Source organism: Rhodopseudomonas palustris, from assembly GCF_003031265.1.
GTDB classification, from domain to species: Bacteria; Pseudomonadota; Alphaproteobacteria; order Rhizobiales; family Xanthobacteraceae; genus Rhodopseudomonas; species Rhodopseudomonas palustris_H.
Genome location: NZ_CP019966.1, coordinates 3,024,073 through 3,050,249, shown reverse-complemented (window position 1 = coordinate 3,050,249; position 26,177 = coordinate 3,024,073). Strand labels below are relative to the sequence as shown.

Here is a 26,177-nt window from a genome sequence, read left to right as displayed (position 1 = left end):
CTCTTGTCCTCCCTGTTCGATGCTTATAATTATAGTGGACTATAATAACAGCGCGGCAGACGCTGCAACAGGGAGGAATGAGATGGCAGAACAGGATCGCCTGGTCGGCGGACAATTACTGGCAAAGACGCTGAAGGCCGCTGGGGTCAGCCAGGCGTTTGCGCTGCACGGCGGACATCTCGAAGCGCTGCTCAAGGGATGCATCGAGGAAGACATCGCCCTGATCGATTTCCGTCACGAGTCGTCGGCCGGCCACGCTGCCGATGCGTATGCGCGTGCGACCGGCAAGCTCGGGGTCTGCATCGTCACAGCCGGGCCCGGCTTCACCAACGCGCTGTCGGCGATGACCAATGCGCAGCTCGATGGTTCACCGGTCCTGTTCATCGTCGGTGCGCCGCCGCTGCGCGAGATCGAAACCAATCCGCTTCAGGGCGGGATCGATCAGGTCGCGATTGCGAGGCCGGCCGTAAAATGGGCGTTCTCGATTCCCAGCACGGAGCGGATCGCCGATCTCACCGCGATGGCGATCCGCAAGGCGATGACACTGCCGCGCGGCGCCGTTCTGCTCGAAGTACCGATCGACGTGTTGCACATGAGCGTCGCGGCTGGGCGTGCCACTCCACCGGCCGGTGTCGGCGTCAATCCGCGCCCCGCGCCTGCCCCGGCTGAGGTTGCGCGATTGGCTGAACTGCTGCAGGCGGCCAAGCGTCCCGTGCTGATCGCCGGCAATGGCGCAGCTAATCGCGAAACCGCGGAGGCGCTGCGGGCATTGTGTGCCAGAGTGCCACTTCCGGTGTTCACCAAGTCACTTGCGTCAGGCATCCTGCCGCCGGGCCACCTCTGCAATGGCGGTGCCGCCGGCAACCTCGCCTTACTGCCGATGCTGGGGATCGAACGGCCGGATCTGGTCATCCTGCTGGGCGGCAAGCTCGGCCTGCTGCTTGGCGGGCGTTCGGGCGTGCTGGTGCCGCACGGCGCAACGCTGGTGCAGATCCACGGCGATGCGGCCGAGATGGGCCGGATCCGCGACGTCGATCTGGCCATCCTGGCGGACTGCACCGAGGCAACGCGCGCGCTCGACGCTGCCGTGAAAGACGCCCAGTTCAAGGAAATGGAGGCTTGGCGAGCGCAGGCCGTCTCGGCAACCGGGCTGTTCGCAACGATGTTTCCAGAACAGGAAACGACACGAGGCATCCATCCGTATCACGCGGCCCGCGCCGTGGCTGACGCGGCAGGGCCGGAGGCGACCTATGTGTTCGATGGCGGGGAAGCGGCGTCATGGGGCGCAGCTGCAGCGGTCGTCGACCGCCCGGGAGCGCTGCTCAGTCACGGCTATCTCGGCTGCCTGGGGATCGGACCGGGGTTCGCGATCGGCGCCCAGCTCGCCGCTCCGGAGCGGCGTGTGATCCATCTGACCGGCGACGGCGCGCTCGGCTTCCACCTGCAGGAACTCGACACCATGGTGCGGCACCGCTTGCCGATCGTCACCGTGGTTCTCAACAATGAAGTCTGGGGAATGTCGATCCACGGGCAGCAAATCATGTTCGGCAGCAACTATCATGTGATCTCGAAGCTGGGCGGGACGCACTTTGCCAACATCGCCCAGGCTTTCGGCTGTCATGCCGAGCGTGTGACCCGGTTTGCCGACATCGCGCCGGCTCTGGGACGCGCTTTCGCCAGTGGCGGCCCGGCGTTTATCGAGGTGATGACGGATGCTGACGTGGTGCATCCTGTGACGGTGGCGATGCTCGGTCAGGTTCAGGAAGGCAGCAACGACGTGTTGATCCCCTATTACGAGAATATCCCAGCAGATACGGCCTGAGATGACGCTATCGACGAGCACTCTGGAATCCCGGCGGCGCGGGTTGGTGACAGCCGCGCACGCCTTGATCCGCGAATCCGGCGGTGCCGGGTTTTCGATGATTCAGCTCGCCAAGCGAGCGGGAGTGAGCCCGGCGACGCCCTACAATCTGGTCGGGACAAAGGCCGACCTGTTGCGGCTGGTCGTGCGCGACGAGTTCGCCGCGTTCGAAACCCGCCTCGCCACCCGGCCCCCGGGATCGCCGCTCGCCCAACTCGAAGCGGCGATCGATCTGGTGGTGAAGCACTATTGTGCAGAGCCGGCGTTCTATCGCGGTCTTTACGCCGCGATGCAGGGCGAGCACGCCGCCGAGCTGCGCGGGATGATGCTCGCCGAAGGGCAGCAATTGTGGTGCGCGATGGTGCGCGCCGCAGTGGACGCCGGCGAAATCGAGCGCGTCGTCGATGACGAAGCTTTCACCGAGGTGCTGCTGCGCGCGATGGCCTCAACCACGGAAGCCTGGCTAGCCGTGAACTGGAGCCGGAAGCGTTTCGCCCAGGAGATGCATTTGGCGACGCGCCTGCTGCTGCTGGGCGTGGTCACCAAAACGGCTCGCAGCCGGATTGCTGCTAAATTCGCATCGTCGCGCCGGACCAGCGTGCGAAAGCCTGCACGAACGAGCCGGACTGCCAAGTCGTAGTCGGCCGCCGCGGCTATGCCGATAGGACTGGCTTGGATGGAAGCCGCTCAGCAGCACCGCGATCAAGCGCGGTTTGATGGTCGCTTGTCGCCGTCAGCCGTTCAGCCTGCAGCACGGCCAGCGTCAGCACCACCAGTGCCATCGCCTGATGTGCGAGGGCGAGGTCGATCGGCGCGGCGTACAGCACAGTGAAGATACCGAGCGCGGCCTGTGCGGTCAGCGCCAGGAACAGCAGCACCGCGCCGCGTGCCGCGGCCCCTGCCCGCGTGCGCAGCGCGTCGATCATGTGCAGCGCCGCCAATGTCCACAGTGCATAGGCCAGCATGCGATGATCGAACTGCACGGTGAGATGATTGTCGAACAGGTTCTTCCACCACGGGCTTTCGAACCACAGCCGCGCCGCGTCCGGGATCAGCGCGCCGTCGATCGTTGGCCAGGTGTTGTACACCCGCCCGGCGCGCAGGCCGGCGACCAGCGCGCCGGCGTAGAGCTGCACGAAGGTCAGCCCGAGCAGCAGCAGTGCGGTCGCTTTCAGCCGCGTCGGGGCGGTCGCGCGCGCCCGGTCCGACAGCCGGCGCAACGTCCAGACGATTGCGGCGTAGATGAGCAGCGCCAACGACAGATGCGTGGCGAGCCGCACCTGCGACACTTCGGTCCGCTGCGACAGGCCGGATGCCACCATCCACCAGCCAACCGCGCCCTGCAGCGCGCCGAGCGCGAAGATGATCCACAGCGCCCGCTTCCACTGCGGGCCGATCGCGCCGCGCCACAGGAACCAGAGGAACGGCAGCAAATAGACGATGCCGATGACCCGGCCGAGCAGCCGGTGGCTCCATTCCCACCAGAAGATCGTCTTGAACTGATCGAGCGTCATGCCGGCGTTCAGTTCGCGATATTGCGGGATCTGCTTGTAGCCGGCGAACGCGGCGTGCCACTGCGCATCGGTGAGCGGCGGTAGCGTGCCGGTGACCGGCTTCCATTCGACGATCGACAACCCGGATTCCGTCAGCCGCGTCGCCCCGCCGACCAGAACCATCACGGCGATCAGGGCCGCCACCAGGGTCAGCCAAATCCGTACGGCGCGAACTCGGGACGATGGCGGCGCCGCGGCGATGGTCATAAAGCATCCCTTGAACGGATTTTTCCGCACTCTATAGTCCGGCCGTTCTTACGCGCAAGGCGTTGCGAGAACGCATCAACGGCGTGTGAGCGAGGCATGAATATTCGAACCCGCAAATTGATTGGAACCGTCGGCCTGCTGCTGCTGGCGATCGTATGGTCGCTGACCGCGATGGCGTTCGCGCAGGCGCCGGTGATCGCAGAATCGAAATGGCTGCAGGCGGTGTACTACGTGGTCGCCGGCCTCGGCTGGGTGCTGCCGGCGATGCCGCTGGTCACTTGGATGTCGCGTCCCGATCCGACCGAATAACCGAGCCGCTGCAATTCAAAACAGAAACGCCGCCACCGGTGCAACGGTGGCGGCGTTGTTGTTTCAGAGATGAGAAGCTCGGATCAGAACAGGTAGTTGAACCGCAGCATCGCCTGGTGGCGTTCGAAATCGTCGAGATCGAGGTGGCGCGGATCGTTGCAGGCCTGGCCGGCGACCTGCGTGCTCCAGGTGCCCGACAGACCGATCTTCTCGGTCAGATGTGCCGAGAACGTCGGGCCGATATACACTGCATCGCCGGAGAACCGGTCGAGCCCGAGGCCCTCATAGGCCCGCACGTAGCGTGCCTCGACGCCGAGGATCAGCGTCGGATTGAGCTTATAGGACAGCGCGCCCTGCACGGCGAATTCGGAATCGTGCGACCAAGCATTGGCGAGATCGCGCGAGGCGCCGCCGGAGTACCAGAGGTTGAACGCCGCGAACAGCGTGCCGCGGATCAGCTCCTTGTCCATCAGCGCGGCGAACTCGGTGCCGTAGATCTGCGCGTCGAAACCGGTGAGTTCATCGACTCGGTTCCAACCCGGCGCGGCGTGCAGCGTCAGCCCGAACGGCATCTCGTCGCGATCGAGCACCTTGTAGCGGAACTCCATCGACGCGCCGGCGATCGCGTTGCGCCGGTTATCGATCATGTCGGGCACGCCGCTGATCTGGGTCGAAGCGAAGCTGACGCCGGGAGCGACGCGGAAATTGTCGGTCAGCGTGAACTTGAACTGCGACAGCACGCCGACGCCGGTGTAGGAGCCGAACCGCCGGCCGAACCGCCCGACGTTCTCGATCTCGAGTTCGATCTCGCCCTTCTTCCCGATGTCCGAACCCATGCTGAAGCCGAAGATGTGCTCGGTATCAACATCGTCATGGTCGGCCTTGGCGACAATCCCCTGCTCCAACGCCGGTACCGCAACCCTTGCGGATGGGGCGGCCGTATAGGACAGCCAGCCCGGCAGTTCCTCCGCGGCCGCCGCCGGCATCGCCAGCGCCGCGGTGAACAACGTCGCCATCGCTGCAGTCAGCGTCGTCTTACAATCGGAAATTCGGCCGCAACGGCCGCGCCACTTGGCAATACGCGCAATCATTAGTCGCCCCCGATGAATTCCATCGGTCTACTAATTGCAATTGCGAATGCCTCTCGGTCAAAGCCTTTTGTTTACAGGCCCTGTAAATGCGAGGCGTCTGAAAATTGATCGATGACAATGATTAGTAGTTGCGTACCGCGGCAGGATGGCAACGTTCCGCGACGGACGCCGCAGCCGGCTAACGATCAGCACCTTGAGCGACGTCGGCGGTGCAATGTTGCCGAAGCGGTACTCATCTACGACCGCCGGCATCCGTGCCGGCACGCTGCAAAGGACCGGACATGACCAAGCCTGCCAAGATCAACATCGGTATCCCGGAAGACAAGCGCGAGAAGATCGCCGACGGCCTGTCCCGGCTGCTCGCCGATTCCTACACGCTGTATCTGATGACGCACAATTTCCATTGGAACGTCACCGGGCCGATGTTCAACACCCTGCATGCGATGTTCATGACGCAATACACCGAGCAGTGGACCGCGCTCGACCAGATCGCGGAGCGGATCCGCGCCCTCGGCTTCCCGGCTCCCGGCACTTACAAGGAGTTCGTCAAGCTCGCCTCGATCGCCGAAGTCGAAGGCCAGCCCAAGGCGATGGAGATGGTGCGGCATCTGGTGACCGCGCAGGAAGCCACCGCGCGCACCGCGCGCGAGCTGTTCCCGCTGGTCGAAGACGCCAACGACCAGCCGACGGCCGACCTTTTGACTCAGCGTCTCGACGTCCACGAAAAGACCGCCTGGATGCTGCGCAGCCTGTTGGAAGACTGATCAGCCACCAAGTCGACTTGGGCGGTTTGCAGCGACGCTGCGGACCGCCTTTGCTTGTGAGAACCGCTATCGACTTTCGTCTCAAGGCGCGACGACCGAACTCAAAAAGCCCTGTGTTGCAGTTACTTTTCGTCGTTTGTGAAGGTTATCCGGCAGTCTTGCGATTGACCCGCATCAAAGATCGCTGCTGCGAATAAGAATTACTCTAGAGACCCTTCCGCATCGTCGCGGAGCGACCGTCGGTCCCCCCTCTGCGATGCCATCCTGCCCCTGGGGGTTCTCATGAAAACCGCACAAGTGTTGCTCTTGGCGACGGCGCTCTCCGTCTCGTTGTCGCTCCCGGCCCGTGCCGCCACCGACGAGCCGATCTCTCCGATCAAGCCGGCCGTGGTGAAAGATCCGAACCTGGTCGAGCTCGGCAAGAAGCTGTTCTTCGATCCGCGGCTGTCGAAGTCGGGCTTCATCTCCTGCAACTCGTGCCACAACCTGTCGATGGGCGGCTCGGACAATCTGAAGACGTCGATCGGCCATAACTGGCAGAAGGGGCCGATCAACGCGCCGACCGTGCTCAACGCCAGCCTCAATGTCGCGCAATTCTGGGACGGCCGCGCGCTGACCTTGAAGGATCAAGCCGGCGGGCCGATCGCCAACCCGGGCGAGATGGCGTTCACCCACGCGCTCGCGGTTGACCTTCTGAAGTCGATCCCCGGCTACGTCACCGAGTTCAAATCGGTGTTCGGACAGAACAGCACAGTCGACATCGACGAAGTCACGCGCGCCATCGCCGCGTTCGAAGAGACGCTGGTGACGCCGAACTCGCGGTTCGACAAATGGCTGCAGGGCGACAAGAAGGCGCTGACGCCGACCGAACGGGCCGGCTACGAGCTGTTCAAGGACTCCGGCTGCACCGGATGCCACAACGGCGCAGCGGTCGGTGGCAATACCTTCCAGAAGATGGGCGTCGTCGAGCCGTACAAGACCGACAATCCGGCCGAGGGCCGCTTCGCGGTCACTAAGGAGGAAGCCGATCGCTTCAACTTCAAAGTGCCGACGCTGCGCAACGTCGAACTGACCTATCCCTATTTCCACGACGGCGCGGCGCAGAAGCTGTCTGACGCCGTCGAGACCATGGGACGGATCCAGCTCGGCAAAACCTTTACGCCGGAGGAGAACGCCAAGATCGTCGCCTTCCTCAAGACGCTGACCGGTGACCAGCCCAACTTCAAGCTGCCGATCCTGCCGCCGTCGAGCGACAAGACCGCTCCTCCGAAGCCGTTCGACTGATCTCGGCCAACCAGGCGCATTGCGGACGGCGGAGCTGACACGCCGTCCGCACGCCACCGATAGTCTGGCACGACGGAACTAACTCATGACGTCGATCTGGAGCCGACTGGCGCGGCCCGGCCGGCTGGCGCTCGCCCTTGTGCTGGCCGCCATTGGCGGCGCGGTTGCCTGGGGTGGTCTCAACACCGCGATGCACGCAACCAACAGCCTGGCGTTCTGTACGTCGTGCCACGCGATGCGCGACAACGTGTATCAAGAATACAAGACCACCGCGCACTACACCAACCGTACCGGCGTTCGCGCCGTCTGTTCCGACTGTCACGTTCCGCGCGACTGGAGTCACATGCTGATCCGCAAGGTGACGGCCACCAAGGAGCTGTATCACTGGGCGATCGGCAGCATCGCAACCCGCGAGAAGTTCGAGGCCAAGCGTCACGAACTCGCGCGTCACGAATGGCAGCGGATGCGCGCCAACGGCAGCCGCGAATGCCGCAACTGCCACGCCTTCGAAGCGATGGACTTCCACAAGCAGACAGCGAAGGCGGCAGCCGCGATGCAGGAGGCCAGCAGGGCCGGCAAGACCTGCATCGATTGCCACAAGGGCATCGCCCACAAGATGCCGGACGTCACAGCAGGTCACCGCAAGGCGTTTGCGGCGCTGCAGGTCGACGCCGGCAAGCTGGCTGCGGCACCAAGCGCGACGCTGTATGCGATCGGATCCGTGCCCCTGCTGCTCGGCGATTCCAACGAAAGCGCCGGCGAACTCGCGGCCAGCACCGCGGTCACAGTTCGCGCCGTCGATCAAGGGCGACTCACGCTTGAGTTGACCGGCTGGCAGCGCGAGGGCTCTCCCGAACTTCTGTATCAGCGCTTCGGCAAACGCATCCTCGCCGCGACGTTGACCGAGGCGGCACGCGCGCGGCTTGAGAGCCTGGAGACCGCGACGGATGACGACACCGGTGATCAATGGACGCAGGTGCGGCTCTTGGTCGGCGCGGCGCCGGGCCGGTTCGTCGGTTCGCGCGCTCCGCTATGGACTCTGGCGGCGCGGATCGAGGACGATAATTGCACCCTGTGTCATGCGTTGAAGCCGCCGGGTAGTGCCAAGGCGGACGCCTGGATCGGCCATCTCAACGCCATGAAGCGGCTGACCGCGCTCGACGGGGAGGAAGTCGCCCTGCTCCGCGCTTACTTGCAGAACCATGCCAAGGACGTCGCGCCAGCGCCGTGAACTCGCGCGCTAGCTGCTCCGCCCGATGCCCCGTGCCGCATCCGGCATCAGGCCGGACAGGATCACGCGCAGATCTCGCAGCGAGCTCTCCCGGCCGTCCCAGGCGATCCGCGGCAGGGCTAGCGGATCGATCGGGCCTGCCCCGATCACGCCGGGGATCGACGTCATCGCCCCGGCGACCCCCGCCTCCTTGGCCATCGCGACATGCTGCGGACCGAAGCTGCTGCGCTCACCGAACGGATACGCGAAGTGCGAGGCGTCGCGGCCGAGCGCGGCCTGCAGCACCGCGCGGCCCATTGCGATTTCCTTTTGTGCCGCCGCGTCCGGCAGATTGGCCAGCACCGGATAGTTCACCGTTGCGCTGCCGATCGTCACCTTCGGATCGACGGCGAGCCGGCCAATTTCGTCCCAGTCCATCACAGCCTCGCGCGTGACTGACGCGAGATCGACCGCATAGCGCTTGCATAGATCCTGGATCGCCGCGGTGAGTGCCCCGGGCGTCATGGTGCGCAGCCAGCTCGCGAGGAAATGGAATACCTGCGCCTTGTCGGCAACCGTCGCAGTGTCGAACCGGCGTTCGTTGTGATCGATCAGCAGCGTGATCCGTTCGGTGCGCGCGATCACCTGCTCCAGCGCCAGCCACCAGGCTTCACCGATCCCATCCGGAAACGCCGTCGGCAGATACACCGCGAACGGTACAGCGTGCCGCGCCAGGATCGGATAAGCGAAAGTGGTGATATCGCGGGAGCCACCGTCGAAGGTCAGGCAGACGAACCGACCCGGGGGGCCCCCTTGAGCGATCCGGGTGCAAACCTCGGCGGGCGAGATGACCGGACAATTCCAGCGTTTCAGCGCGCGCAACAGGCGGTCGAGAAACTGCGGTGTAATCTCGCGAGCGCGCAGCGGCTGAAACCGGTCGCGGCGCCCCGGACGCACCCGATCGAACCGTAGGATCACCCCGCAGCCGCCGCCCTTCCATTCCGAGAAGCGCGCAGCACCGCTCGCATAAGCAAGCTGCAGCCGCGCCGCCGTCCACCAGCCGTTCGTCGACAAGGTTCAGTCCTTTGCGGCGCCGGGACCGGCAGCGGTTTCGTGGGTCATCATTACGCTTTGTTGAGATTTGTTTGTAAAGGTCCGCAGCGTTGCGCTAGTCACGCCTAGTTTATTCTCATTGGATCGCCGGATGACGATGATGGCCGAGCTGATCGAGGCCCGGACCGCCGATCGCATGGCGGCCGCGCAGAGCCGGATCGCCGACGTCGAGATCATCCCCGACATCGACTCCGCCGAACCAATCTGGCGCGCGCTCGAGCAGACCGGTCAGCATTGTTCGCCCTATCAGCGGTTCGACTTCCTCAGTGCCTGGCAGCGCCATGTCGGCCGCGCCGAGGGCCGACAGCCGTTCATTGTGGTTGCGCGCGACGTCGAGCGCCGGCCGCTGCTGCTGTTGCCGCTGGGTCTCGAACGCAAATTCGGCGTCCGCGTGGCGGGATTCCTCGGCGGTAAACACTCGACCTTCAACATGCCGTTATGGCGCCGTGATTTCGCGGCCAGCGCGGGTGAAGCCGACATCGCCGAGCTGATCAGGCGGATGCGGGATATTGGCGGAGCCGATCTGCTCGCATTCGAACAGCAGCCGGCGCGCTGGAACGATCTCGCCAATCCGCTGGCCCGCCTTCCCCACCAGCCGTCGGTCAATGATTGCCCGGTGCTGGTGCTGCCGCCCGGTGCGGCCCCGAGCGACTTGATCAGCAACTCGATGCGCCGCCGGCTCAAGGGCAAGGAACGCAAGCTGCAGGAGCTGCCTGGCTATCGCTATGCCCAAGCTCGCACGCAAGCCGATGTCGACCGCCTGCTCGAGGCGTTCTTCCGGATCAAGCCGGTGCGAATGGCGGCGCAGAATCTGCCGAACGTGTTCGCCGAACCCGGCGTCGCCGATTTCATCCGGCAGGCCTGCTCCACGGAGCTCAGCGGCGGCGGCCGTGCGATCGAAATCCACGCGCTGGAATGCGACGACGAGATGATCGCGATGTATGCGGGCGTCGCCGACGGCAGCCGCTACTCGATGATGTTCAACACCTACACGCTGTCGGACGCGGCGCGCTACAGCCCCGGCCTGATCCTGATGCGCCATATCATCGATCACTACGCCGCCTGCGGCTATCGCTGGATCGACCTCGGCATCGGCTCGGATGACTACAAGAAGATGTTCTGCAAGGACCTCGAGCCGATCTTCGACAGCTTCATCCCGCTGACACCGCGCGGACAGGTCGCTGGTGCGGCGCTGTCGGCGATCGGCCGCGGCAAGCACGCGGTCAAGCACAGTCCGGCGATGATGCAATTGGTGCAACGCGTGCGAAGCGTGCTGCCGCGCTGAAATCAAAGTTCCTTCAGATTGCCCAAACGAAATGCCCGGGACTAAGCCCGGGCGTTTCTCGTTGATCTGTTCGGTGGCTTTACGCCGCTGCGGATCGCTGTCCCGGCTCGATCGGATCAATCGGCTCGGCGGCGCGCAGCATCGTCACCTCGGAGAAGCCGACCGCAACGAGCTGCTCGGCCATTTTGGCGCGCGCCTCACTGGTCATCGTGGGCGCCGGCACGACGGCGGCCTGGGCCTGCGACGTCAGCAGCTCTGCCGGCAGGTCCGACGCGGTGCCGGCATCAAGCAGCACGTGGTCATACACCCGCATCAGTGCATCGATCGCCAGCGACAGCCGCGGCGAATGCAGCAGCATCCGGTCGAAGCCGGGCTTGCCGGCGCTGACCAATTGCAGCGACGAGGAGCGGTCGCGGGTGATGATCTGGCCGAACGCCGCCTCACCCAGCATCAATTCGGCAAGACCGGGTGCCGAGGGATCGATCGACGCGACCTTCAGCATCGCGGAGGATTCCGACAGGTCGATCAGCACAACCTTGGCATCCTGGGCGAGCCGGCGGGCCAGCACCAGCGCCGTCGTGGTAACCGAGTCGGTGTCGCCAGTGCCAAGCACGGTGAGTTTCCTCCCGCCCTCACCGGCCGTGCGCAAACGTTGCACCAGCGCTTCGATTTCTCCGACCGGCGCAGCGGCGGCCGCAGCAACGGGCGCAGTCTCGACCGGAGCCTGCTCGAGGCTCGGCGCGGGTGTAGCCGGCGCAGCAAAGGTCGGCGGTGCTGCCGGTGTGGGGCGCACGACGGGAGCCGCTGCCGCAACCGGCACCAGATCCGGCTCGACAACCGCCGGCGCAGCCACCTCACGAGCTCGCGGCTGGGTCATCCGCAGCAGTTCGCCGGTCGCGATGCTGCCCGAGGTCAAGAGCAGCGTCGCCAGCGTGGCGATCAGCACGATCGGCAACTTCTTCGGATAGTCGGGCGTATTGGAGACGATCGCACGCGAGATGATGCGGCCATCCGACGGCGATTGGTCGATCGTCTCGCGCGTCGTCGCTTCACGATACTTCGCCAGATAGGACTCCAGCAGATCGCGCTGCGCCTTGGCTTCGCGTTCCAGCGCGCGGAGCTGCACGTCCTGGCCGTTGGTCGCTGAGGCTTGCTTCTTCAGCTGATCGAGGCTGGCCGAGAGGTTCTCCACCCGGCTGCTGGCGATCCGGGCATCGTTCTCGAACGAGCGCGACAGCTTCACCGCTTCATCGCGGAGCTGTTGATCGAGGTCGGACAGCTGCGCCTTCAGTTCCTTGATCCGCGGATGACCGCCGAGCAGCGTCGAGCTCTGTTCGGCGAGCTGCGCGCGAAGCGTGACCCGCTGCTCCGACAGCCGGCGGATCAGTTCGGAATTCAGCACTTCGGAAGCTTCGATCGGGCCGCCGCTCTTCAGCATCTCCTTGATCAGCCGGGACTTGGCTTCGGCATCGGACTTCAGCGCACGGGCGTTGGCGAGCTGGGCGTTGATGTCGCCGAGCTGCTGGTTCGACAGCGTGGTGTTGTTGGTGCCGATGAACAGGCTCGACTTGGAGCGGAAGTCCTCGACCTTGTCTTCGGCCTCCGACACCTTCTTGCGCAGCGACTCGATTTCCCCGGACAGCCACTGCCCCGCCGCCTTGGCCTGCGCCTGACGCGCGTTCTGCTGCAGCACCAGATAGCCGTCTGCGATCGAATTGGCGACGCGCGCGGCAAGCTCGGGATCTTCGGACTGGAATTCGACCACCATCACCCGCGACTTGTCGACTGCGTACGCGGTCAGTCGCTCATAGTAAGCGTTCAGCACGCGCTCTTCCGGCGTCATCGCGAACGGATCGCGGCCGATGCCGATCAGCGCCAGCAGCGATTTGATCGGATTGATGCCTTTCAGCACCGGATCGAATTCCGGCCGCTCGGCGAGCTTGTTCTTCTTGATGATCTCGAGCGCGAGTTGGCGCGACAGCAGCAATTGAACCTGGCTGGTCACCGCTTCCGGGTCCGGGCCGCTGCGCTGATCGTCGCGATCGCCGCTCGGACGCAGGAAGGTGTTCTCGCGGCCGTCGATCAGGATTCGCGCCTCGGATTTGTAGCGCGGCGTGATCAGGTTCACGATCGCCAGCGAGACGACCAGCGCAAGCAGCGTCGGCGCGATGATCAGATGCTTTTTGCGGGCGAGCGCCTGCCCGATCAGCCGCACGTCGATGTCGCCGTCGGGCGGCAGCGGTGCCGGCTTTTCGATCTGAACGGTACGAGTTGGGGGGCGCTTGAAGATCGCCTGACGAATCGCAGGCTTCTGCGCGGGAGTCGGGGCGGTTTCGGTTGCAGCCGCTGAAGTTGCAGCGGTGGAGGATTCGCGTAATCGGGCTGATGCCTTCGCCGTATCGGTGTTCCGGCGCCAGAACGCGATCCGCATTGTCTACTCCTACGTGACGCGACCAACCGTCAGTTCGGTTCCGACTACAAACCATTAAGGTTGCTGTGCGGTTAATCTCGACGTAGACGGGTAACTAATTCATGCTGCCCGCGCTTACGCAAACACGTTTTGTTAACCACGAAAGTCGTTAATCGGAATCGACTTTTCCGGATCAATCCATGCCCCGCGCCGCCATTCTGACTGGCTTCTGTTCCGCTGCGCGCTGTCACGGCGGATGGCGCGGCGCGCCGTGCGCACCGGCGATCCGATGACCGCTGCCACTCAGGATCAGCCGCTCCGGATCGTCCATGCGGTGCGCGCTCCGGTCGGCGGTATCATCCGCCACATCCTCGATCTCGCCAACGGCCAGGCCGATCGCGGCCATCACGTCGCCCTAATCACCGACAGCCTCACCGGCGGCGACCGCGCTGTGGCCGCGCTCGACGAGATCGCGCCGAAGATGAAGCTCGGCGTCTATCGGCTGCCGATCCGGCGCGAGCCGAGCATCACCGATCTTTTCGTCTGGGGCCGCTTCGTTCGCCTGATCGCGACGCTGCGGCCGGACGTGTTGCACGGCCACGGCGCCAAGGCCGGCATCTTCATGCGCGTGGTGCCGCGGCCGGCCGGCTCGATCCGGGTCTACACCCCGCATGGCGGCTCGCTGCACTACCCGACCACGACCTTCAAAGGGCAGCTCTACAGCCGGCTCGAGCGGCTCTCGATGAACCGCACCGAACTATTCTTGTTCGAGAGCGAGTTCGCGCGCTCAACCTATGAGCGCATGATCGGCAAGCCCGAGGGGCTGGTCCGCTGCGTGTTCAACGGCGTCACCGCCGGCGAATTCGATCCGGTTTCGCTGGCGGCCGATGCCACCGACGTCTGCTACGTCGGTGAATTCCGTCACATCAAAGGCGCCGATCTGCTGATCGACGCGATCGCGCGGCTGCGGGCCGAGGGTCGTTCGGTGACGCTGACGCTCGGCGGCGACGGCGAAGAAACCGCGGCGTTGAAGGCGCAGGTGGCGCGGCTCGATCTCGGCGCCGCGGTGCGTTTCATCGGCCACGTCAAAGCTCGTCATGGTTTCGCGCAGGGCCGTCTGCTGGTGGTGCCGTCGCGCGGCGATTCCATGCCCTATGTGGTGATCGAAGCTGCCGCTGCCGGCGTCCCGATGATCGCCGCCAATGTCGGCGGCATCCCGGAGATTTTTGGTCCGGACCATCGCGACGCGTTGTTCGCCCCGAGCGATCCGGCCGCGATGGCGAAGGCAATCGCGACCGCGCTCGACGACCTGAATGCCGCCCGCGACCGGGCCAGGCGGCTGCGCGAGCGGATCTTTCTGCACTTCTCGCAAAAGGCGATGGTCGAAGGCGTGCTCGCCGGCTATCGCGAAGCCTTGGCGCAGCAGCGCTGAGCGTCGGCGGCCGCGCTAACCGTTTCTTGCGACTTTTCCGTTAAGGCCCGGACCGGGGGAGTTCGCCGGACGACAAAGTCGTGCCGACGCAAGAGACGGACATGAACAGATGGAGCCGATCAGCGCACGCTCGATGATCAGCGCTGCAGCGACGGAAGCCGTGGTCGCCAGCGGCGACGGCGCGCCGCGCGTGGAACGCCGCAAGCGTTTGTCGCCGGCCGCCCTCGCCGTCGCCAATCAGAAGGTTCCGCCGGCGTTTTCGCCGATCGTGATCGCCGGCTCCGTCCGCCTGGCCGATTTCTTGGTGATCGCCGCCGTCGGCATCGCGCTGTACTTCGCGCTGGTGGTCCGCCGCGATGGCTTTGCTTGGGAGTACATCGCGGCAATCCTCGGCACCACGGCGACCGCAGTCGTCGCATTCCAGGCGGCCGACCTCTACGAGGTGCAGCTGTTCCGCGGCACCTTGAAACAGATGACCAGGATCATCTCGACGTGGTCGATCGTATTCCTGCTGTTCATCGGCGCATCGTTTTTTGCCAAGCTTGGCGGCGAAGTGTCGCGGCTGTGGCTGGGTTCGTTCTTTTTCGCTGGCCTCGCCTTGCTGATCATCGAGCGACTGTCGGTGCGCGCGCTGGTGCGGCACTGGGCGTCGCAAGGCCGGCTCGACCGCCGCACCGTGATCGTCGGCGCAGACGCTAATGGCGCCAAACTGATCGAAGCGCTGAAGGCCGAGCACGCCGACGCCTCCGACATCCGCATCCTCGGCGTGTTCGACGATCGTAACGACGCCCGTTCGCAATCCACCTGCGCCGGCGTGCCGAAGCTCGGCAAGGTCGACGACATTCCGGAATTCGCCCGCCGCACCCGTGTCGACCTCGTGCTGTTCGCACTGCCGATCTCGGCCGAGACCCGCATCCTCGACATGCTGAAGAAGCTGTGGGTGTTGCCGGTCGACATCCGGCTGTCGGCGCACACCAACAAGCTGCGGTTCCGGCCGCGCGCTTATTCTTATGTCGGCAAGGTGCCGACGCTCGACGTGTTCGAAGCCCCGATCACCGATTGGGATCAGGTGATGAAGCAGGTGTTCGACCGCGCGGTCGGCGGCTTCATCCTGCTGCTCGCCGCGCCGGTGATGGCGTTGGTGGCGCTGGCGATCAAGCTCGACAGTCCGGGGCCGGTGCTGTTCCGCCAGAAGCGGTTCGGTTTCAACAACGAGCGCATCGACGTGCTCAAGTTCCGGTCGATGTATCACCATCAGGCGGACCCGACGGCGTCCAAGGTCGTCACCCGCAACGATCCGCGCGTCACCCGCGTCGGCCGTTTCATCCGCCGCACCAGCCTCGACGAGCTGCCGCAGCTGATCAACGTCGTGTTCAAGGGCAACCTGTCGCTGGTCGGCCCTCGCCCGCATGCGGTGCAGGGCAAGCTGCAGAGCCGGTTGTTCGACGAAGCCGTCGACGGCTACTTCGCCCGCCACCGTGTCAAGCCGGGCATCACCGGCTGGGCCCAGATCAACGGTTGGCGCGGCGAGATCGACAACGAAGAGAAGATCCAGAAGCGCGTCGAGTTCGACCTGTATTACATCGAAAACTGGTCGGTGCTGTTCGACCTCTATATCCTGCTGAAGACGCCGTGGGCCCTGCTCAAGGGCGAAAACGCATACTGAGGCGCTCGTTTCACGCGCACTCCCTACACCGTCATTCCGGGGCGCCGCGCAGCGGGAACCCGGAATCCCGAGGTTGTTGAAACGTCGTGCCTCACCAGGTCGAGATTCCGGGTTCGCGAGCTTCCGCTCGCGCCCCGGAATGACGAGATGAGAGTTTGCTACTTATTCCCGTACGACACACCCATCCCGGCCCGGACGTCGGCCTGGATGCCGTATGGCGCGATTGGATAGCGCAGGCCGTTCTTGGCGAGCTGCTTCATGCCGTCGATCGCCTTGGCAAGATGCGCGGGGCTGAGCGCCATCAGTATCTCTTCGTCCGGCACGCCGCCGTAGCGGCGTTCGGCGAAGCACGGCAGCGACAGGCTCGGCTCGCCGGTCTTCAGCGCCCTACCCCAGGAATCGGCGCAGGCGGTTTCGCCGACCACGCTCCATTCGAACTTCTTATAGCCGGCATACTGCAGCCCGTTGATCAGGATGATCATCTGACCGGGCGTTGCATAGACGAGGCAGATGTCCGGCGGATCGAGCCGGCCGCTCGCCAGCGGCGAAACTGCCATCGCCTGGTGATGGCCGAACGGCACCACGTCGAGCGCGTGCTGACGCGCGCTGGCGTCCTCCTGCGTTGCATGCCAGACGCCGACGTACGACCGTCCGGCAAGCCATTGCTCGTCCTGCGGCGCCAAGCCGATCACCGCGCGGCACTGCTCGCCGACCAGATCGGCGGCGGTGATACCGACGGTCCAGCCGAGCCGCGACGCCATCGATACGATCTGGTCGGTGGTGTGGATCGCGTTCGGCCGGCGGATCTTCGGCACCGCCTCCATCTCGGCGACGGTCCGGAACAGCTTCATTCCGATCACCGTGGTCTTCAGCCGCAAGAGCGCGTTGAGATCGGCGACCAGGCCGGCGAGATCGATGCGCTCCGGCGCGGCGGCGGCATCCATGGCGGGCTCCCTTCGGTTTGTTATTGGTCTTGGTCGCGCTCAGCCGAGCCGCCAGCCGACCTCGGCCGCGAAGCTCTGATAGAACTCGACCTCGTAGGCGCGCTCCGGCATGGCGCGAACGCGGGCGTCGAGCGCATGAGCATCGTCGCCGACCAGGATGCGCCAATCACCGCGGCGCACGCCGTCGAGGATACTCCGCGCCCGCTCCTTGGCGATCGCGCGAAGGTCGTCGTCGGAGGTCTGCGATAGATCGATCCCGGCGGCCGACAGACGCTGTCGCATGCCGGTGACTTCTTCGGCGCTGAGTTCGTCCGAGCTGTCGCCAAGCTGGATCCGCCGGGAGTTCGTCATGATCGACGTGCCGATGTGGCCCGGCATCACCACCGAACAGCGGACATGCGGTGCATTCAGCCGGAGATCGCCGATCAGCGCTTCAGAAAATCCCTTCACGGCGAACTTCGCGGCGCTGTAGGCGGTGTGCGGCACCGTGGGGCCGAGCGAAGCCCAGAAGCCGTTGACGCTGGAAGTGTTGACGATGTGACCGTGGTCGGCGGCGATCAGCATCGGCAGGAAAATGCGCGTGCCGAGATACACGCCGCCCCAGCAGATGTTGAAGGTGCGCTCCCACTGTTCGCGGGAATTGGCGATCATGCTGCCGCCGCCGCCGATGCCGGCGTTGTTGAACAACAGATGGATGCAGCCGGTGGCATGCTGGGCGGTGACCTCGTCGCGAAACCGCTGCATCTGCGCTTCGTCGGAGACGTCGACGACGTGGGTGGTGATCCGCACGCCTTGCGGCAGACCGTCGGCCTCGCACAGCCGCCGCGTTTCATCCATCGCGGCTTGCGCAACGTCGCAGATCGCGACGTGGCAGCCTTCGGCGACGAGCTGGCGGGCGAGTTCACGGCCCATTCCCGCACCGCCGCCGGTGATCACGGCAATCCTGCCGGCGAAATCCCTCATGGTCGCGTCGTCCCTTCCCGTTTTTTGATGCGCTCCGGTTCGAGCCGGAGCTGCAGGGGCGAGCTTAGCTGCAGGTCATCGCTTGCGCGAGTCCATCGCAAGGCATTGCAGCCGGCCTGCATTCGTCGTCAGGCGCGTCCCGGACAGCGCCGCGCTTTTGCGATTCGGTGAATTGCCCTAGTCTTGCAGGCAGATTCAGTCGATCCTTATGGAGTCCCCGATCATGCTGGCAGCCACCCTTCAGACCGCGGCGTTTCTGTTCCTGCTGCTGGTCGCGCTTCTGGTGTTTTCGGTGTTCGTCGCCTTCACGGCGCCAGCGCTGACCAAGTCGCCGAAGCCCGGCTTCACCACGGTGCTGATGTATTTTGCCGCCGAGCTCGCCGCGCTGATCGTGGCGATCTGGATCGTGGTCGAGGTGTCGTCGTTCGAACTGTTGCCGGTTTTGATCGCGCTGGCGATCGCCGCGGTGGTGTTCGCCCCGCAGCTCGTCGCCAAGATCCCGCTGCCGGAGCCGGTCGCCGGTTTTCTCGGGCGCAAGTAATCCCGCTGCGGAGCCTACCCGCGCCGCGCGGCGGGTCAGGCCAAGCAGAGCTCGCCACGATGCTGGAAAACCGCCCTCCGGGGCGGTTTTCGTTTCTGGGGAGATGAAAGCTAGGTTTAGTGGGCGTGCGCGCGGCGTATCCGGGCGATCGCGCCGGCGGTGATCTGCATTGTCACGCCGGCGAGCCAGCCGATCAAAATCAGCCAGCTCCAGACCGAATGCAGGTTGAGCCGCAGCACCACGGCGCTGACGGACGCAAACGCCGCGAGCGTCGCCAGAAACGTCCCGAATGCGCTGAGAAACTCCGCGGCGTCGATCTTGCCGCTGGCGCGGCTGTCCTCGTCGGCACCGTGGAATGGCAGCGGCGGAATGTCGATGCCGAGATAAAACCCGATCGCGCCGAGCGCGATCATCCCCAGCAAGAAGCCGATTGTGGTCAAGGCCGCGAAGCTGGTGCCGACATGAGCGCCGACGAAGGTGCCACACGCCGCGCCGGCCAGCGCCAGCCCGGTTCGTTCGAGAAAATGGGCGGCCTTCCGTACACGCAGTCGCATCGTCGAATCCTCGCTTGTCGCGATGCAACGACGTTATGACATTTCAATGAACCGCGGAAGGATGTGGGCTGCCGGTAACCTGAGGCCGTCACGGTCAGATCGTCGCGGCAAGCCGCCGCCCCGCGCAGCCAAGGCGACGCGGGACGGCCCTGGTCGATCAGAAGTTGAACGTCGTCGACAACAAGTAGGTCCGTGGCGCGCCGAGCCCGATCGCGGTACCGCTATAAGACGACGCGTAGTAGGCCACGTTTTCCACGTTCTCGATCGCTGCCCGCACCACGATTGGCTTGCCGTTCCACGGCGACAGGAAGGTGTACCGGGCTCCGAGATCGAACCGCGTCCACGCTGGCAGCACCTGGGTGTTGGCGGCGTTGGCAAAGGTCCAGCCGGTGTGGATCACACGGCCCGTCAACGTCAGGCCGTCGACGCCCGGCACGTCGACCTCGGCGCCGAGATTGACGTTGACCCGCGCAACGCCCGGCGCACGATTGCCGTCGTTGAGACCTCTGTCGGTCTTTTCCAGCACGCCGTCGATAAACGTGGCGCCGCCGAGCAGCCGCAGGCCCGGCGCCATTTCACCGAACACGTTGAGCTCGGCGCCACGGTTGCGCTGCTCGCCGTTGGCCGACAGCGTCAACACGCCGTTCGCACTCGACGCGATCGCGCTCGGCTGCTTGATCTCGAACAGGCTGCCGGTGACGCTGATCTTGCCGAAGTCGACCTTCACGCCGGTTTCGACCTGCTTGGTCTGGAACGGCGCAAACACCTGGCCGACATTTTCATAGCCGATCCCCACGGTCGTGCCCGGCTGCAGCCCTTCGATGTAGTTGGCATACAGCGTCACGTTCGACAGCGGCCGGATCAGCAGCGCATAGGCCGGGCTCCAGGCTGCGCCGTCCTGCCCGGTGGTGACGCCGGTGAGCAGATCGGTCGAGCTGTTGCTGACGTGCTGGCGCCGAACGCCGACCACGGCCTGAACGCCGCCGTTCAGGATCGACATCGTATCCGCGGCCCCGACGCTCCACTGCTTCAGGCTGACAGAGTTGCTGCTTGGGACCGAGAACAACGGTTCGGGGATCGCTTTGTAGTTGTAGATGTTCGATCCGACGAGACTGTTTGCGCCCAGATAGGAGCTGTCGCTGGGACGATCGAATACCCCGTAGTTCACCACGAATTTGTGGTTGATCGGCCCGGTGTCGGCCTCCCCGCGTAGCCCGACTTCACCGGTCTTGGCCGTGAACGTCTGCTCGCCGGCGAACGGGCGCGAGCCATAGTCGCCCGCCTGGTTGATGATGGTCGGCGACAGGAATTTGAAATCGATCTTGGCCTGATGATACCCGGCCGCGCCGTACACCGTGAGGCCGGGCGTGACGTCGACTTCGGCGCGCACGGTAGCGAAGGTGTCCTTCGGTTTCCAATAGGCCCAATCCGGAATCGCGTTGGAGTTGGCCGCGGGCGCGGGCGGCAGCGGCACAACGCTCGACTGGAAACTGAAGAACCGGATCGGCGGATTCAGGTTGTTGGCCTGATAACCGACGTCGGCCGAGACCCGGACGTTCTCGCCGCGATAATCCAGGCCCAACACGGCGTTGCCGAATTCGCTGCTCTGCCGGTCGAACGGCGTCTTGCCGTCGCTGTAGCTGCCGTTGAAGCGGACGCCCCACTCCTTGTGCTCGCCATAGCGCCGCGCCACATCGGCCTGCAGGCCGAATTGCGAGCGCGAGGCGTAGGTCGCGGTGAGCTGGGTGATGTCGTAATCCGGCGCCTTCTTGGTGACGAGATTGATGCTGCCGCCGACCGCGCCCAGCGGCGAGATGCCGGTGAGCAGCGCGGTCGGGCCTTTGAGGATTTCGACCCGTTCGATGAAATTGGCGCCGACGCTCCAGAACGGCGCCATGCCGTACATGCCGTTCAGCGCCAAATCGCCGACGTCGTAGTAGAAGCCGCGGATGAAATAGCCGTCCTGCCCGCCGCCGGCGGACGTCACCGCCCGCACCGATGGATCGTTGGCGACGACGTCGCGGATCGTGCGCGCCTGCTGATCCTGCATAAGCTTGGCGGTGTAGTTGGTCTGGCTGAACGGCGTGTCGAGCAGGCTGCGATTGCCGAGGAAACCGACCTGCCCGCCACTCGCGACCTGGCCGCCCGCGTAGCTTGCCGGCAGCGCGCCGAGCGTGCCGGTCGACGGTGTCACGTATGGCACCGGCGCGACCGGCGCAGGCGGCCGCGCCTCCCGGCGAGCGGCAACGCGTCGCGTGGTGCCGGCGCGCGTGCTGGCGACTGGACGCGCGGTGCGCGCCCGCTCGGCCCGCGGCGCATCCACGGTGACGGCCGGCAGATTGGATTGCGCTTGCGCGCCCTGCGGAATTGGAATCGTCAGCGCGACCGCACCGACGGTGCAGAGCAGAAGAGTTCGCCCTGTCGCTTTTGTTGTTGTTTGAAACATGCCCATGCCCCGATGTTGCTGGGAGGCCCAGCGCCATCGCTGCTGTAATCGAGCATGTCCGTCCGAACACGAGGTCGCAGCATAGAATACCTCAAACCGGCCGCGCGACGCGGACGAATGGGGGCAATCGACAAGTGATTAGTTGATGGAAGGTTCTTCAGCGCCTGTCAGCGATTAGCTGATGCACAGTGCTTGCGAGTGCGCGTATCGACGCAAGTCCGAGATGCGACAAATTGTCGTGTCAGACTGTCTTTTGATCGATTCTGAGAACTGTTACTTCGGAGCGAGTAGTAATTCCGACTTCGCCCGGCGATTGCGCCAACCTAGCTATTCGCAGTCCTCTTATCCGGCGCCGGATGACTTGGCAGATCATCGTGGGGGTGGTGATGGACGGCGGCTGTGACGTCGGTGAGACCGTCACCAGCCGTCCCATCGATCATGGTCTGCCCGAATTCGATCGTGCGCATACCGGCGCCGCCATCGTCCCCGTCCCGCTCCAGCAGCCGCCAAGGGATGAAGGCATTCTTCACCGATTGCCAGAACGACGACATGTCGTGCGCCCTCTAAAGCTCGTCTCGATAAGGAGTGTTGGACCTAGCGGCCGCGACCCGCCTAAATTCTATGGCTGGAGCCGAGGCAGAATAAAGCGCGCCATAACTCGCGCCGCACTCGATGAACAAAATACCGAAGGCCGATAAATGGTCGGAGCGAAAGGATTTGAACCTTCGACCCCTAGTCTCCCAGACTAGTGCGCTAACCGGGCTGCGCCACGCTCCGATGCCGTTTCGGCCCTGATGCTGTAGCGGCGATCGCGCGTTCGCGCAAGCTGCGGAAGATCAATTCGGGGGCGTGTTTGGCGAAGAATGCGGGGCAGGATCTGGCGTCCGGTCCGCACGCGACCTCAGACGCCGCCGGCCGTTTACGCTCCCACGGTCTCCATACTCTAGTGCCCGAGCGCGGTGCTGGGCATCGGCAAGTCGACGGCCCTCACATGCTCGCCGACAAGCCCAATCGTGAATGATTGGGACAAGTCCGGCCGCGACGAAACTGAAAGCTCTGCCGAACCTTAGACCGGAGTCTTGAGCTTATTGCTCAAGACCCTCGCCTGTCCTCAGCCGTCCTTGATCGCGGCGTCGAGCAGTTCGCGGCAGGCGATCAGATCGGTCAGTGCGGCGCGAAGCGGACCAAGATCGACCGGTGGCGGAGCCGGCGGCGCCTTGGCGGCGGGGAACTCCAGCGGCGGAAGATCGAACCGCGGCGGGCGGCCGGGAGCTGCCATGACGGGAGCCGGCTCGACGGCGAAATCGTCGTCGTGGTCGTCGTCCTCGTGATCGTCGAACCGCGGCGCGTGGCGCGACTCGGCCTCGAGGGTACGTCGCGGCGCGGGTGCTGCGCGCCGATCCGGTTCGGCCATCGTGGCGTGCAGGTCGAGCCCTTCGTCCTCACCATCGTAGTCGTCGTCATCGGCATCAATGCCGCCGGGAACGGGCTCAAACTCTTCTTCCTCGGCCACGGTCCGGGTGATCGCCGCCTCGACCGCGCCGAAACTGGCGTGGACCTCGGCGTCGGCCAGCCGCTGCACCGATTTAATGCCGTGCTCTTTCAGGATCCGCTGCACACCGCGGATGGTGTAGCCCTCGCCGTATAGCAGACGGCGGATGCCCTTGAGCAGATCGACGTCGTCGGGCCGGTAGTAGCGCCGCCCGCCCGACCGCTTCATCGGCTTGATCTGGGTGAACCTTGTTTCCCAGAACCGCAGCACGTGCTGTGGAATGTCGAGCTCGGCTGCGACCTCGCTAATGGTGCGGAATGCGTCGGGTGCCTTGTCCAAAGGCCAGCTCCCCGTCAGCTGCCGGATGCGGTTGCGGCTGCGTTTTCTTCAGACTCGTCGTCGGCTGCCGGCACGGCACCATTGGCGTTGATGCGCTGCTTCAGGATCGCCGATGGCTTGAACACCATCACCCGGCGCGGCGAGATCGGCACTTCGGTGCCGGTCTTCGGGTTGCGCCCGATGCGTTGCCCCTTTTGCCGGACCAGGAACGACCCGAACGACGACAGCTTCACCGTCTCGCCCCGCTCGAGGCAGTCGGTGATCTCTTTCAACACCAGTTCGACGAATGCCGACGACTCGGTGCGCGACAGGCCGACCTTCTGATAGACCGCCTCGCATAGATCGACACGTGTGACTGTTCGTCCGGCCATCGCCTGCCCCACCTCACGGCGAAAGAAAAATCCGCGCTGAAATTAAGAGGTTAACTACCGGCGGTCAACTCCACCGCGTCTCAAAGTTAGCACCGAACGCCATGGAAATGCTGCTAAAATTTTACGCGCACAACTACCAGCGGAGCAGCGCGGCGCCCCAGGTGAAGCCGCCGCCCATCGCCTCGAGCAGAACGAGGTGGCCCTTCTGGATGCGGCCATCGGCGACCGCAGTGCACAACGCCAGCGGAATCGAGGCCGCCGAGGTATTGCCGTGGCGGTCGACCGTCATCACAACCTTCTCCGGCGCGATATGCAGCTTCTGCGCCGAGGCGTCGATGATCCGCTTGTTGGCCTGATGCGGCACAAACCAGTCGACATTGTCGGCGCTGGTGCCGGAGGCGTTGAAGGCGTCGACGATCACCCCGGTGATCATGCCGACCGCGTGCTTGAACACCTCGCGCCCTTCCATCCGTAGATGGCCGACGGTTTGGGTGCTCGACGGGCCGCCGTCGACGTACAATTTGTGTTTGTGACGGCCGTCCGAACGCAGATGTGTGGTCAGCACGCCGCGGTCGGCCGAGGTGCCCCAGCCTTCCTGCGCTTCGAGCACGATCGCGCCGGCACCGTCGCCGAACAGCACGCAGGTGCCGCGATCATTCCAGTCGAGGATGCGGGAGAACGTCTCGGCGCCGATCACCAGCGCTCGCTTGGCCGAGCCGGCGCGCAGGTAATTGTCCGCAGTGGCGACCGCGAACACGAAGCCGGAGCACACCGCCTGGAGGTCGAAGGCGACACCGTGGGTCATGCCGAGCGCGGCCTGAACCTGCACCGCGGTCGCCGGGAAGGTGTGGTCGGGGGTCGAGGTCGCCAGCACGATCAGGTCGATCTGATCGGCGGTCAGGCCCGCATTGTCGAGCGCCGCCTGGGCGGCCTTGGTGGCCAGATGCGAGGTGAATTCGCCGTCGGCGGCGATGTGGCGTTCGCGGATTCCGGTGCGCTGGACGATCCATTCGTCCGAGGTGTCGACCGTCCGGGCCAGTTCTTCGTTGGTTAGGACCCGCTCCGGCAAGTAAGCGCCGCAGCCCAGTACGACCGAACGAATCACCGTCACGAGACAACCTCCTGAGCGCTCGGCGTCGCGACCAACGCGCCGGCATCACGATTGAGCGTTTGATTGATCTTGGTCAGGAGATCGTAGCGGACCATGTCATAGCCAACATCGACTGCGTAGGCAAAGCCCTCGGCATTGGTTCCGCCGTGGCTCTTGACCACGATTCCGTTAAGCCCGAGGAAAACGCCGCCGTTGGACTTGTTGGGGTCCATCTTGTCCTTGAGCGCCTTGAAGGCGTCGCGCGCGAACAGATAGCCGATCTTCGACCGCCAGGTCCGGGACATCGCGGCGCGCAGATATTCGGCGAGCTGGCGGGCGGTGCCCTCCGCTGCCTTCAGCGCGATATTGCCGGCGAAGCCCTCCGACACGATGACGTCGGCGGCGCCCTTGCCGATGCCGTCGCCCTCGACGAAGCCGATGAAATCGAAACGCTGCGAATTCATCGCGCGCAGCAACTCGGCCGCCTCGCGGATCTCCTCGCCGCCTTTGATCTCTTCGACGCCGATATTGAGCAGGCCCACGGTCGGCCGCTCCAGGTCGAACAGCACGCTGGCCATCGCCGCGCCCATGACCGCGAGCGCCTTCAGGTGCTGCGCGTCGCCGCCGATCGAGGCGCCGAGATCGAGCACCACCGAATCGCCTCGCATGGTCGGCCAGGTGGCCGCGATCGCCGGACGGTCGATGCCCGGCAGCGTGCGCAGGCAGAATCGCGCCATCGCCATCAGCGCGCCGGTGTTGCCGGCCGAGACCGTGACGTCGGCCTCGGTCTTCTTCACCGCGTCGATCGCCTGCCACATCGACGATTTGTAGCGACCGCGGCGCAGCGCCACGCTCGGCTTGTCGTGCATCGCCACGGCGACATCGGTGTGAATGACGCGCGAGGCTTTGCGCAGCGCCGGATGCGCGGCCAGCTCTTTCTCGATCAGCTTGGCGTCGCCGTAGAGCAGGAATTCAACGTCCGGATGCCGGCCGAGTGAGATCGCCGCGCCGGGTATCACGACGGAGGGGCCGAAATCGCCCCCCATTGCGTCGAGCGCGATTCGAACTTTTTGAGGCATGGGCGTTCCGGAAGCCTGATCGCCTGCGACCTTGTGCGCTTGGCCGTGGACTCAAAAAAAGCCCCGTCGGGGCGGTGAAAAGCGTGCAGCGCTGCACACCGATTTGGCCGGACAATAGCCATTCTCCGCCCCGATACAACATCTTGATCGGGCAGATTTAAGTCGCATTTCGT

General features: G+C 64.8%; 23 protein-coding genes and 1 tRNA gene. 10 read left to right on the top strand and 14 right to left on the bottom strand.

Annotated elements, in window-relative coordinates; genetic code table 11:
• The first annotated feature begins 82 nt into the window (after positions 1-82).
• Positions 83-1,822, top strand: coding sequence for a thiamine pyrophosphate-binding protein (locus tag RPPS3_RS14235; RefSeq protein ID WP_107344683.1), 1,740 nt, complete (start codon positions 83-85; stop codon positions 1,820-1,822).
• A gap of 46 nt (positions 1,823-1,868) precedes the next feature.
• Complete coding sequence (locus RPPS3_RS14230) at positions 1,869-2,501, top strand: TetR/AcrR family transcriptional regulator (RefSeq protein ID WP_234819956.1); 633 nt, start codon at positions 1,869-1,871, stop codon at positions 2,499-2,501.
• Between the two features lie 13 nt (positions 2,502-2,514).
• Here RPPS3_RS14230 and RPPS3_RS14225 read toward each other — a convergent pair whose 3' ends face one another.
• Entirely contained in the window at positions 2,515-3,621 is a 1,107-nt protein-coding gene (locus RPPS3_RS14225) for a COX15/CtaA family protein (protein ID WP_107344681.1), read from the bottom strand.
• Between the two features lie 96 nt (positions 3,622-3,717).
• Here RPPS3_RS14225 and RPPS3_RS14220 point away from each other — a divergent pair, with 96 nt between their 5' ends.
• A complete protein-coding gene (locus tag RPPS3_RS14220) occupies positions 3,718-3,930 on the top strand; it encodes a DUF2842 domain-containing protein (RefSeq protein WP_011158308.1) in 213 nt (70 codons plus the stop codon).
• Positions 3,931-4,013: 83 nt separating this feature from the next.
• On the opposite strand, the gene RPPS3_RS14215 is transcribed toward RPPS3_RS14220, so the two are convergent.
• Positions 4,014-4,946, bottom strand: a complete 933-nt coding sequence (locus RPPS3_RS14215) for a transporter (protein ID WP_107344680.1) — start codon at positions 4,944-4,946, stop codon at positions 4,014-4,016.
• A 356-nt stretch (positions 4,947-5,302) separates the two neighbouring features.
• On the opposite strand from RPPS3_RS14215, the gene RPPS3_RS14210 reads away from it, so the two are divergent.
• The 3 genes from RPPS3_RS14210 to RPPS3_RS14200 all read left to right on the top strand — a co-directional run bounded on the left by RPPS3_RS14210 (position 5,303) and on the right by RPPS3_RS14200 (position 8,300).
• Positions 5,303-5,785: a Dps family protein gene (locus RPPS3_RS14210; RefSeq protein WP_011158306.1), complete on the top strand. Its 483-nt coding sequence runs from the start codon at positions 5,303-5,305 to the stop codon at positions 5,783-5,785.
• 282 nt (positions 5,786-6,067) lie between these two features.
• On the top strand, positions 6,068-7,069 hold the full coding sequence (locus RPPS3_RS14205) for a cytochrome-c peroxidase (protein ID WP_107344679.1): 1,002 nt from the start codon (positions 6,068-6,070) through the stop codon (positions 7,067-7,069).
• A gap of 85 nt (positions 7,070-7,154) precedes the next feature.
• Positions 7,155-8,300: a NapC/NirT family cytochrome c gene (locus RPPS3_RS14200; RefSeq protein ID WP_107344678.1), complete on the top strand. Its 1,146-nt coding sequence runs from the start codon at positions 7,155-7,157 to the stop codon at positions 8,298-8,300.
• A 9-nt stretch (positions 8,301-8,309) separates the two neighbouring features.
• On the opposite strand, the gene RPPS3_RS14195 is transcribed toward RPPS3_RS14200, so the two are convergent.
• Complete coding sequence (locus RPPS3_RS14195) at positions 8,310-9,353, bottom strand: polysaccharide deacetylase family protein (RefSeq protein WP_107344677.1); 1,044 nt, start codon at positions 9,351-9,353, stop codon at positions 8,310-8,312.
• Positions 9,354-9,483: 130 nt separating this feature from the next.
• Here RPPS3_RS14195 and RPPS3_RS14190 point away from each other — a divergent pair, with 130 nt between their 5' ends.
• The gene (locus RPPS3_RS14190; protein ID WP_107344676.1) at positions 9,484-10,677 is read left to right on the top strand and encodes a GNAT family N-acetyltransferase; all 1,194 of its coding nucleotides are present in this window, start codon (positions 9,484-9,486) and stop codon (positions 10,675-10,677) included.
• Positions 10,678-10,756: 79 nt separating this feature from the next.
• Here the strand turns inward: RPPS3_RS14190 and RPPS3_RS14185 are convergent, their stop codons facing one another.
• Positions 10,757-13,108 carry a GumC family protein gene (locus RPPS3_RS14185; protein WP_107344675.1) on the bottom strand — a complete coding sequence of 784 codons (2,352 nt, stop codon included), beginning with the start codon at positions 13,106-13,108 and terminating at the stop codon, positions 10,757-10,759.
• Between the two features lie 268 nt (positions 13,109-13,376).
• Between RPPS3_RS14185 and RPPS3_RS14180 the strand changes: the two genes are divergently transcribed.
• Both RPPS3_RS14180 and RPPS3_RS14175 read left to right on the top strand, forming a co-directional pair.
• A complete protein-coding gene (locus tag RPPS3_RS14180) occupies positions 13,377-14,519 on the top strand; it encodes a glycosyltransferase (RefSeq protein ID WP_107346602.1) in 1,143 nt (380 codons plus the stop codon).
• Positions 14,520-14,628: 109 nt separating this feature from the next.
• A complete protein-coding gene (locus RPPS3_RS14175; RefSeq protein WP_107344674.1) occupies positions 14,629-16,185 on the top strand; it encodes an undecaprenyl-phosphate glucose phosphotransferase in 1,557 nt (518 codons plus the stop codon).
• Positions 16,186-16,343: 158 nt separating this feature from the next.
• Here the strand turns inward: RPPS3_RS14175 and RPPS3_RS14170 are convergent, their stop codons facing one another.
• Complete coding sequence (locus RPPS3_RS14170; protein ID WP_107344673.1) at positions 16,344-17,129, bottom strand: DUF169 domain-containing protein; 786 nt, start codon at positions 17,127-17,129, stop codon at positions 16,344-16,346.
• A 39-nt stretch (positions 17,130-17,168) separates the two neighbouring features.
• Entirely contained in the window at positions 17,169-18,092 is a 924-nt protein-coding gene (locus RPPS3_RS14165; protein ID WP_107344672.1) for an SDR family NAD(P)-dependent oxidoreductase, read from the bottom strand.
• Between the two features lie 223 nt (positions 18,093-18,315).
• On the opposite strand from RPPS3_RS14165, the gene RPPS3_RS14160 reads away from it, so the two are divergent.
• Positions 18,316-18,633 carry a hypothetical protein gene (locus RPPS3_RS14160; protein WP_107346601.1) on the top strand — a complete coding sequence of 106 codons (318 nt, stop codon included), beginning with the start codon at positions 18,316-18,318 and terminating at the stop codon, positions 18,631-18,633.
• 116 nt (positions 18,634-18,749) lie between these two features.
• Here RPPS3_RS14160 and RPPS3_RS14155 read toward each other — a convergent pair whose 3' ends face one another.
• The 8 genes from RPPS3_RS14155 to plsX form a co-directional block, all read right to left on the bottom strand.
• Entirely contained in the window at positions 18,750-19,187 is a 438-nt protein-coding gene (locus RPPS3_RS14155; protein ID WP_107344671.1) for a hypothetical protein, read from the bottom strand.
• 157 nt (positions 19,188-19,344) lie between these two features.
• Positions 19,345-21,639 carry a TonB-dependent receptor gene (locus RPPS3_RS14150; protein ID WP_107344670.1) on the bottom strand — a complete coding sequence of 765 codons (2,295 nt, stop codon included), beginning with the start codon at positions 21,637-21,639 and terminating at the stop codon, positions 19,345-19,347.
• A 317-nt stretch (positions 21,640-21,956) separates the two neighbouring features.
• Complete coding sequence (locus tag RPPS3_RS14145; protein WP_107344669.1) at positions 21,957-22,184, bottom strand: hypothetical protein; 228 nt, start codon at positions 22,182-22,184, stop codon at positions 21,957-21,959.
• A 148-nt stretch (positions 22,185-22,332) separates the two neighbouring features.
• Positions 22,333-22,410 (bottom strand) — tRNA-Pro (locus RPPS3_RS14140).
• A gap of 334 nt (positions 22,411-22,744) precedes the next feature.
• Positions 22,745-23,464, bottom strand: a complete 720-nt coding sequence (locus RPPS3_RS14135; RefSeq protein WP_107344668.1) for a MerR family transcriptional regulator — start codon at positions 23,462-23,464, stop codon at positions 22,745-22,747.
• Between the two features lie 14 nt (positions 23,465-23,478).
• Positions 23,479-23,835 carry an integration host factor subunit alpha gene (locus RPPS3_RS14130; RefSeq protein WP_107344667.1) on the bottom strand — a complete coding sequence of 119 codons (357 nt, stop codon included), beginning with the start codon at positions 23,833-23,835 and terminating at the stop codon, positions 23,479-23,481.
• 133 nt (positions 23,836-23,968) lie between these two features.
• The gene (locus tag RPPS3_RS14125) at positions 23,969-24,946 is read right to left on the bottom strand and encodes a beta-ketoacyl-ACP synthase III (RefSeq protein ID WP_107344666.1); all 978 of its coding nucleotides are present in this window, start codon (positions 24,944-24,946) and stop codon (positions 23,969-23,971) included.
• Positions 24,943-26,004, bottom strand: coding sequence for a phosphate acyltransferase PlsX (gene plsX / locus RPPS3_RS14120; protein WP_107344665.1), 1,062 nt, complete (start codon positions 26,002-26,004; stop codon positions 24,943-24,945). Before plsX ends, RPPS3_RS14125 begins: the two co-directional genes overlap by 4 nt.
• Between the last annotated feature and the right edge of the window lie 173 nt (positions 26,005-26,177).

Bases quoted from the DNA above. Each gene is read 5' to 3' on its own strand.
- RPPS3_RS14235 (WP_107344683.1), top strand. From the start codon at position 83: ATGGCAGAACAGGATCGCCTGGTCGGCGGACAATTACTGGCAAAGACG.
- RPPS3_RS14225 (WP_107344681.1), bottom strand. From the start codon at position 3,621: ATGACCATCGCCGCGGCGCCGCCATCGTCCCGAGTTCGCGCCGTACGG.
- RPPS3_RS14220 (WP_011158308.1), top strand. From the start codon at position 3,718: ATGAATATTCGAACCCGCAAATTGATTGGAACCGTCGGCCTGCTGCTG.
- RPPS3_RS14215 (WP_107344680.1), bottom strand. From the start codon at position 4,946: ATGGCGACGTTGTTCACCGCGGCGCTGGCGATGCCGGCGGCGGCCGCG.
- RPPS3_RS14210 (WP_011158306.1), top strand. From the start codon at position 5,303: ATGACCAAGCCTGCCAAGATCAACATCGGTATCCCGGAAGACAAGCGC.
- RPPS3_RS14205 (WP_107344679.1), top strand. From the start codon at position 6,068: ATGAAAACCGCACAAGTGTTGCTCTTGGCGACGGCGCTCTCCGTCTCG.
- RPPS3_RS14200 (WP_107344678.1), top strand. From the start codon at position 7,155: ATGACGTCGATCTGGAGCCGACTGGCGCGGCCCGGCCGGCTGGCGCTC.
- RPPS3_RS14190 (WP_107344676.1), top strand. From the start codon at position 9,484: ATGACGATGATGGCCGAGCTGATCGAGGCCCGGACCGCCGATCGCATG.
- RPPS3_RS14185 (WP_107344675.1), bottom strand. From the start codon at position 13,108: ATGCGGATCGCGTTCTGGCGCCGGAACACCGATACGGCGAAGGCATCA.
- RPPS3_RS14180 (WP_107346602.1), top strand. From the start codon at position 13,377: ATGACCGCTGCCACTCAGGATCAGCCGCTCCGGATCGTCCATGCGGTG.
- RPPS3_RS14175 (WP_107344674.1), top strand. From the start codon at position 14,629: ATGGAGCCGATCAGCGCACGCTCGATGATCAGCGCTGCAGCGACGGAA.
- RPPS3_RS14170 (WP_107344673.1), bottom strand. From the start codon at position 17,129: ATGGATGCCGCCGCCGCGCCGGAGCGCATCGATCTCGCCGGCCTGGTC.
- RPPS3_RS14165 (WP_107344672.1), bottom strand. From the start codon at position 18,092: ATGAGGGATTTCGCCGGCAGGATTGCCGTGATCACCGGCGGCGGTGCG.
- RPPS3_RS14160 (WP_107346601.1), top strand. From the start codon at position 18,316: ATGCTGGCAGCCACCCTTCAGACCGCGGCGTTTCTGTTCCTGCTGCTG.
- RPPS3_RS14155 (WP_107344671.1), bottom strand. From the start codon at position 19,187: ATGCGACTGCGTGTACGGAAGGCCGCCCATTTTCTCGAACGAACCGGG.
- RPPS3_RS14150 (WP_107344670.1), bottom strand. From the start codon at position 21,639: ATGGGCATGTTTCAAACAACAACAAAAGCGACAGGGCGAACTCTTCTG.
- RPPS3_RS14145 (WP_107344669.1), bottom strand. From the start codon at position 22,184: ATGTCGTCGTTCTGGCAATCGGTGAAGAATGCCTTCATCCCTTGGCGG.
- RPPS3_RS14130 (WP_107344667.1), bottom strand. From the start codon at position 23,835: ATGGCCGGACGAACAGTCACACGTGTCGATCTATGCGAGGCGGTCTAT.
- plsX (WP_107344665.1), bottom strand. From the start codon at position 26,004: ATGCCTCAAAAAGTTCGAATCGCGCTCGACGCAATGGGGGGCGATTTC.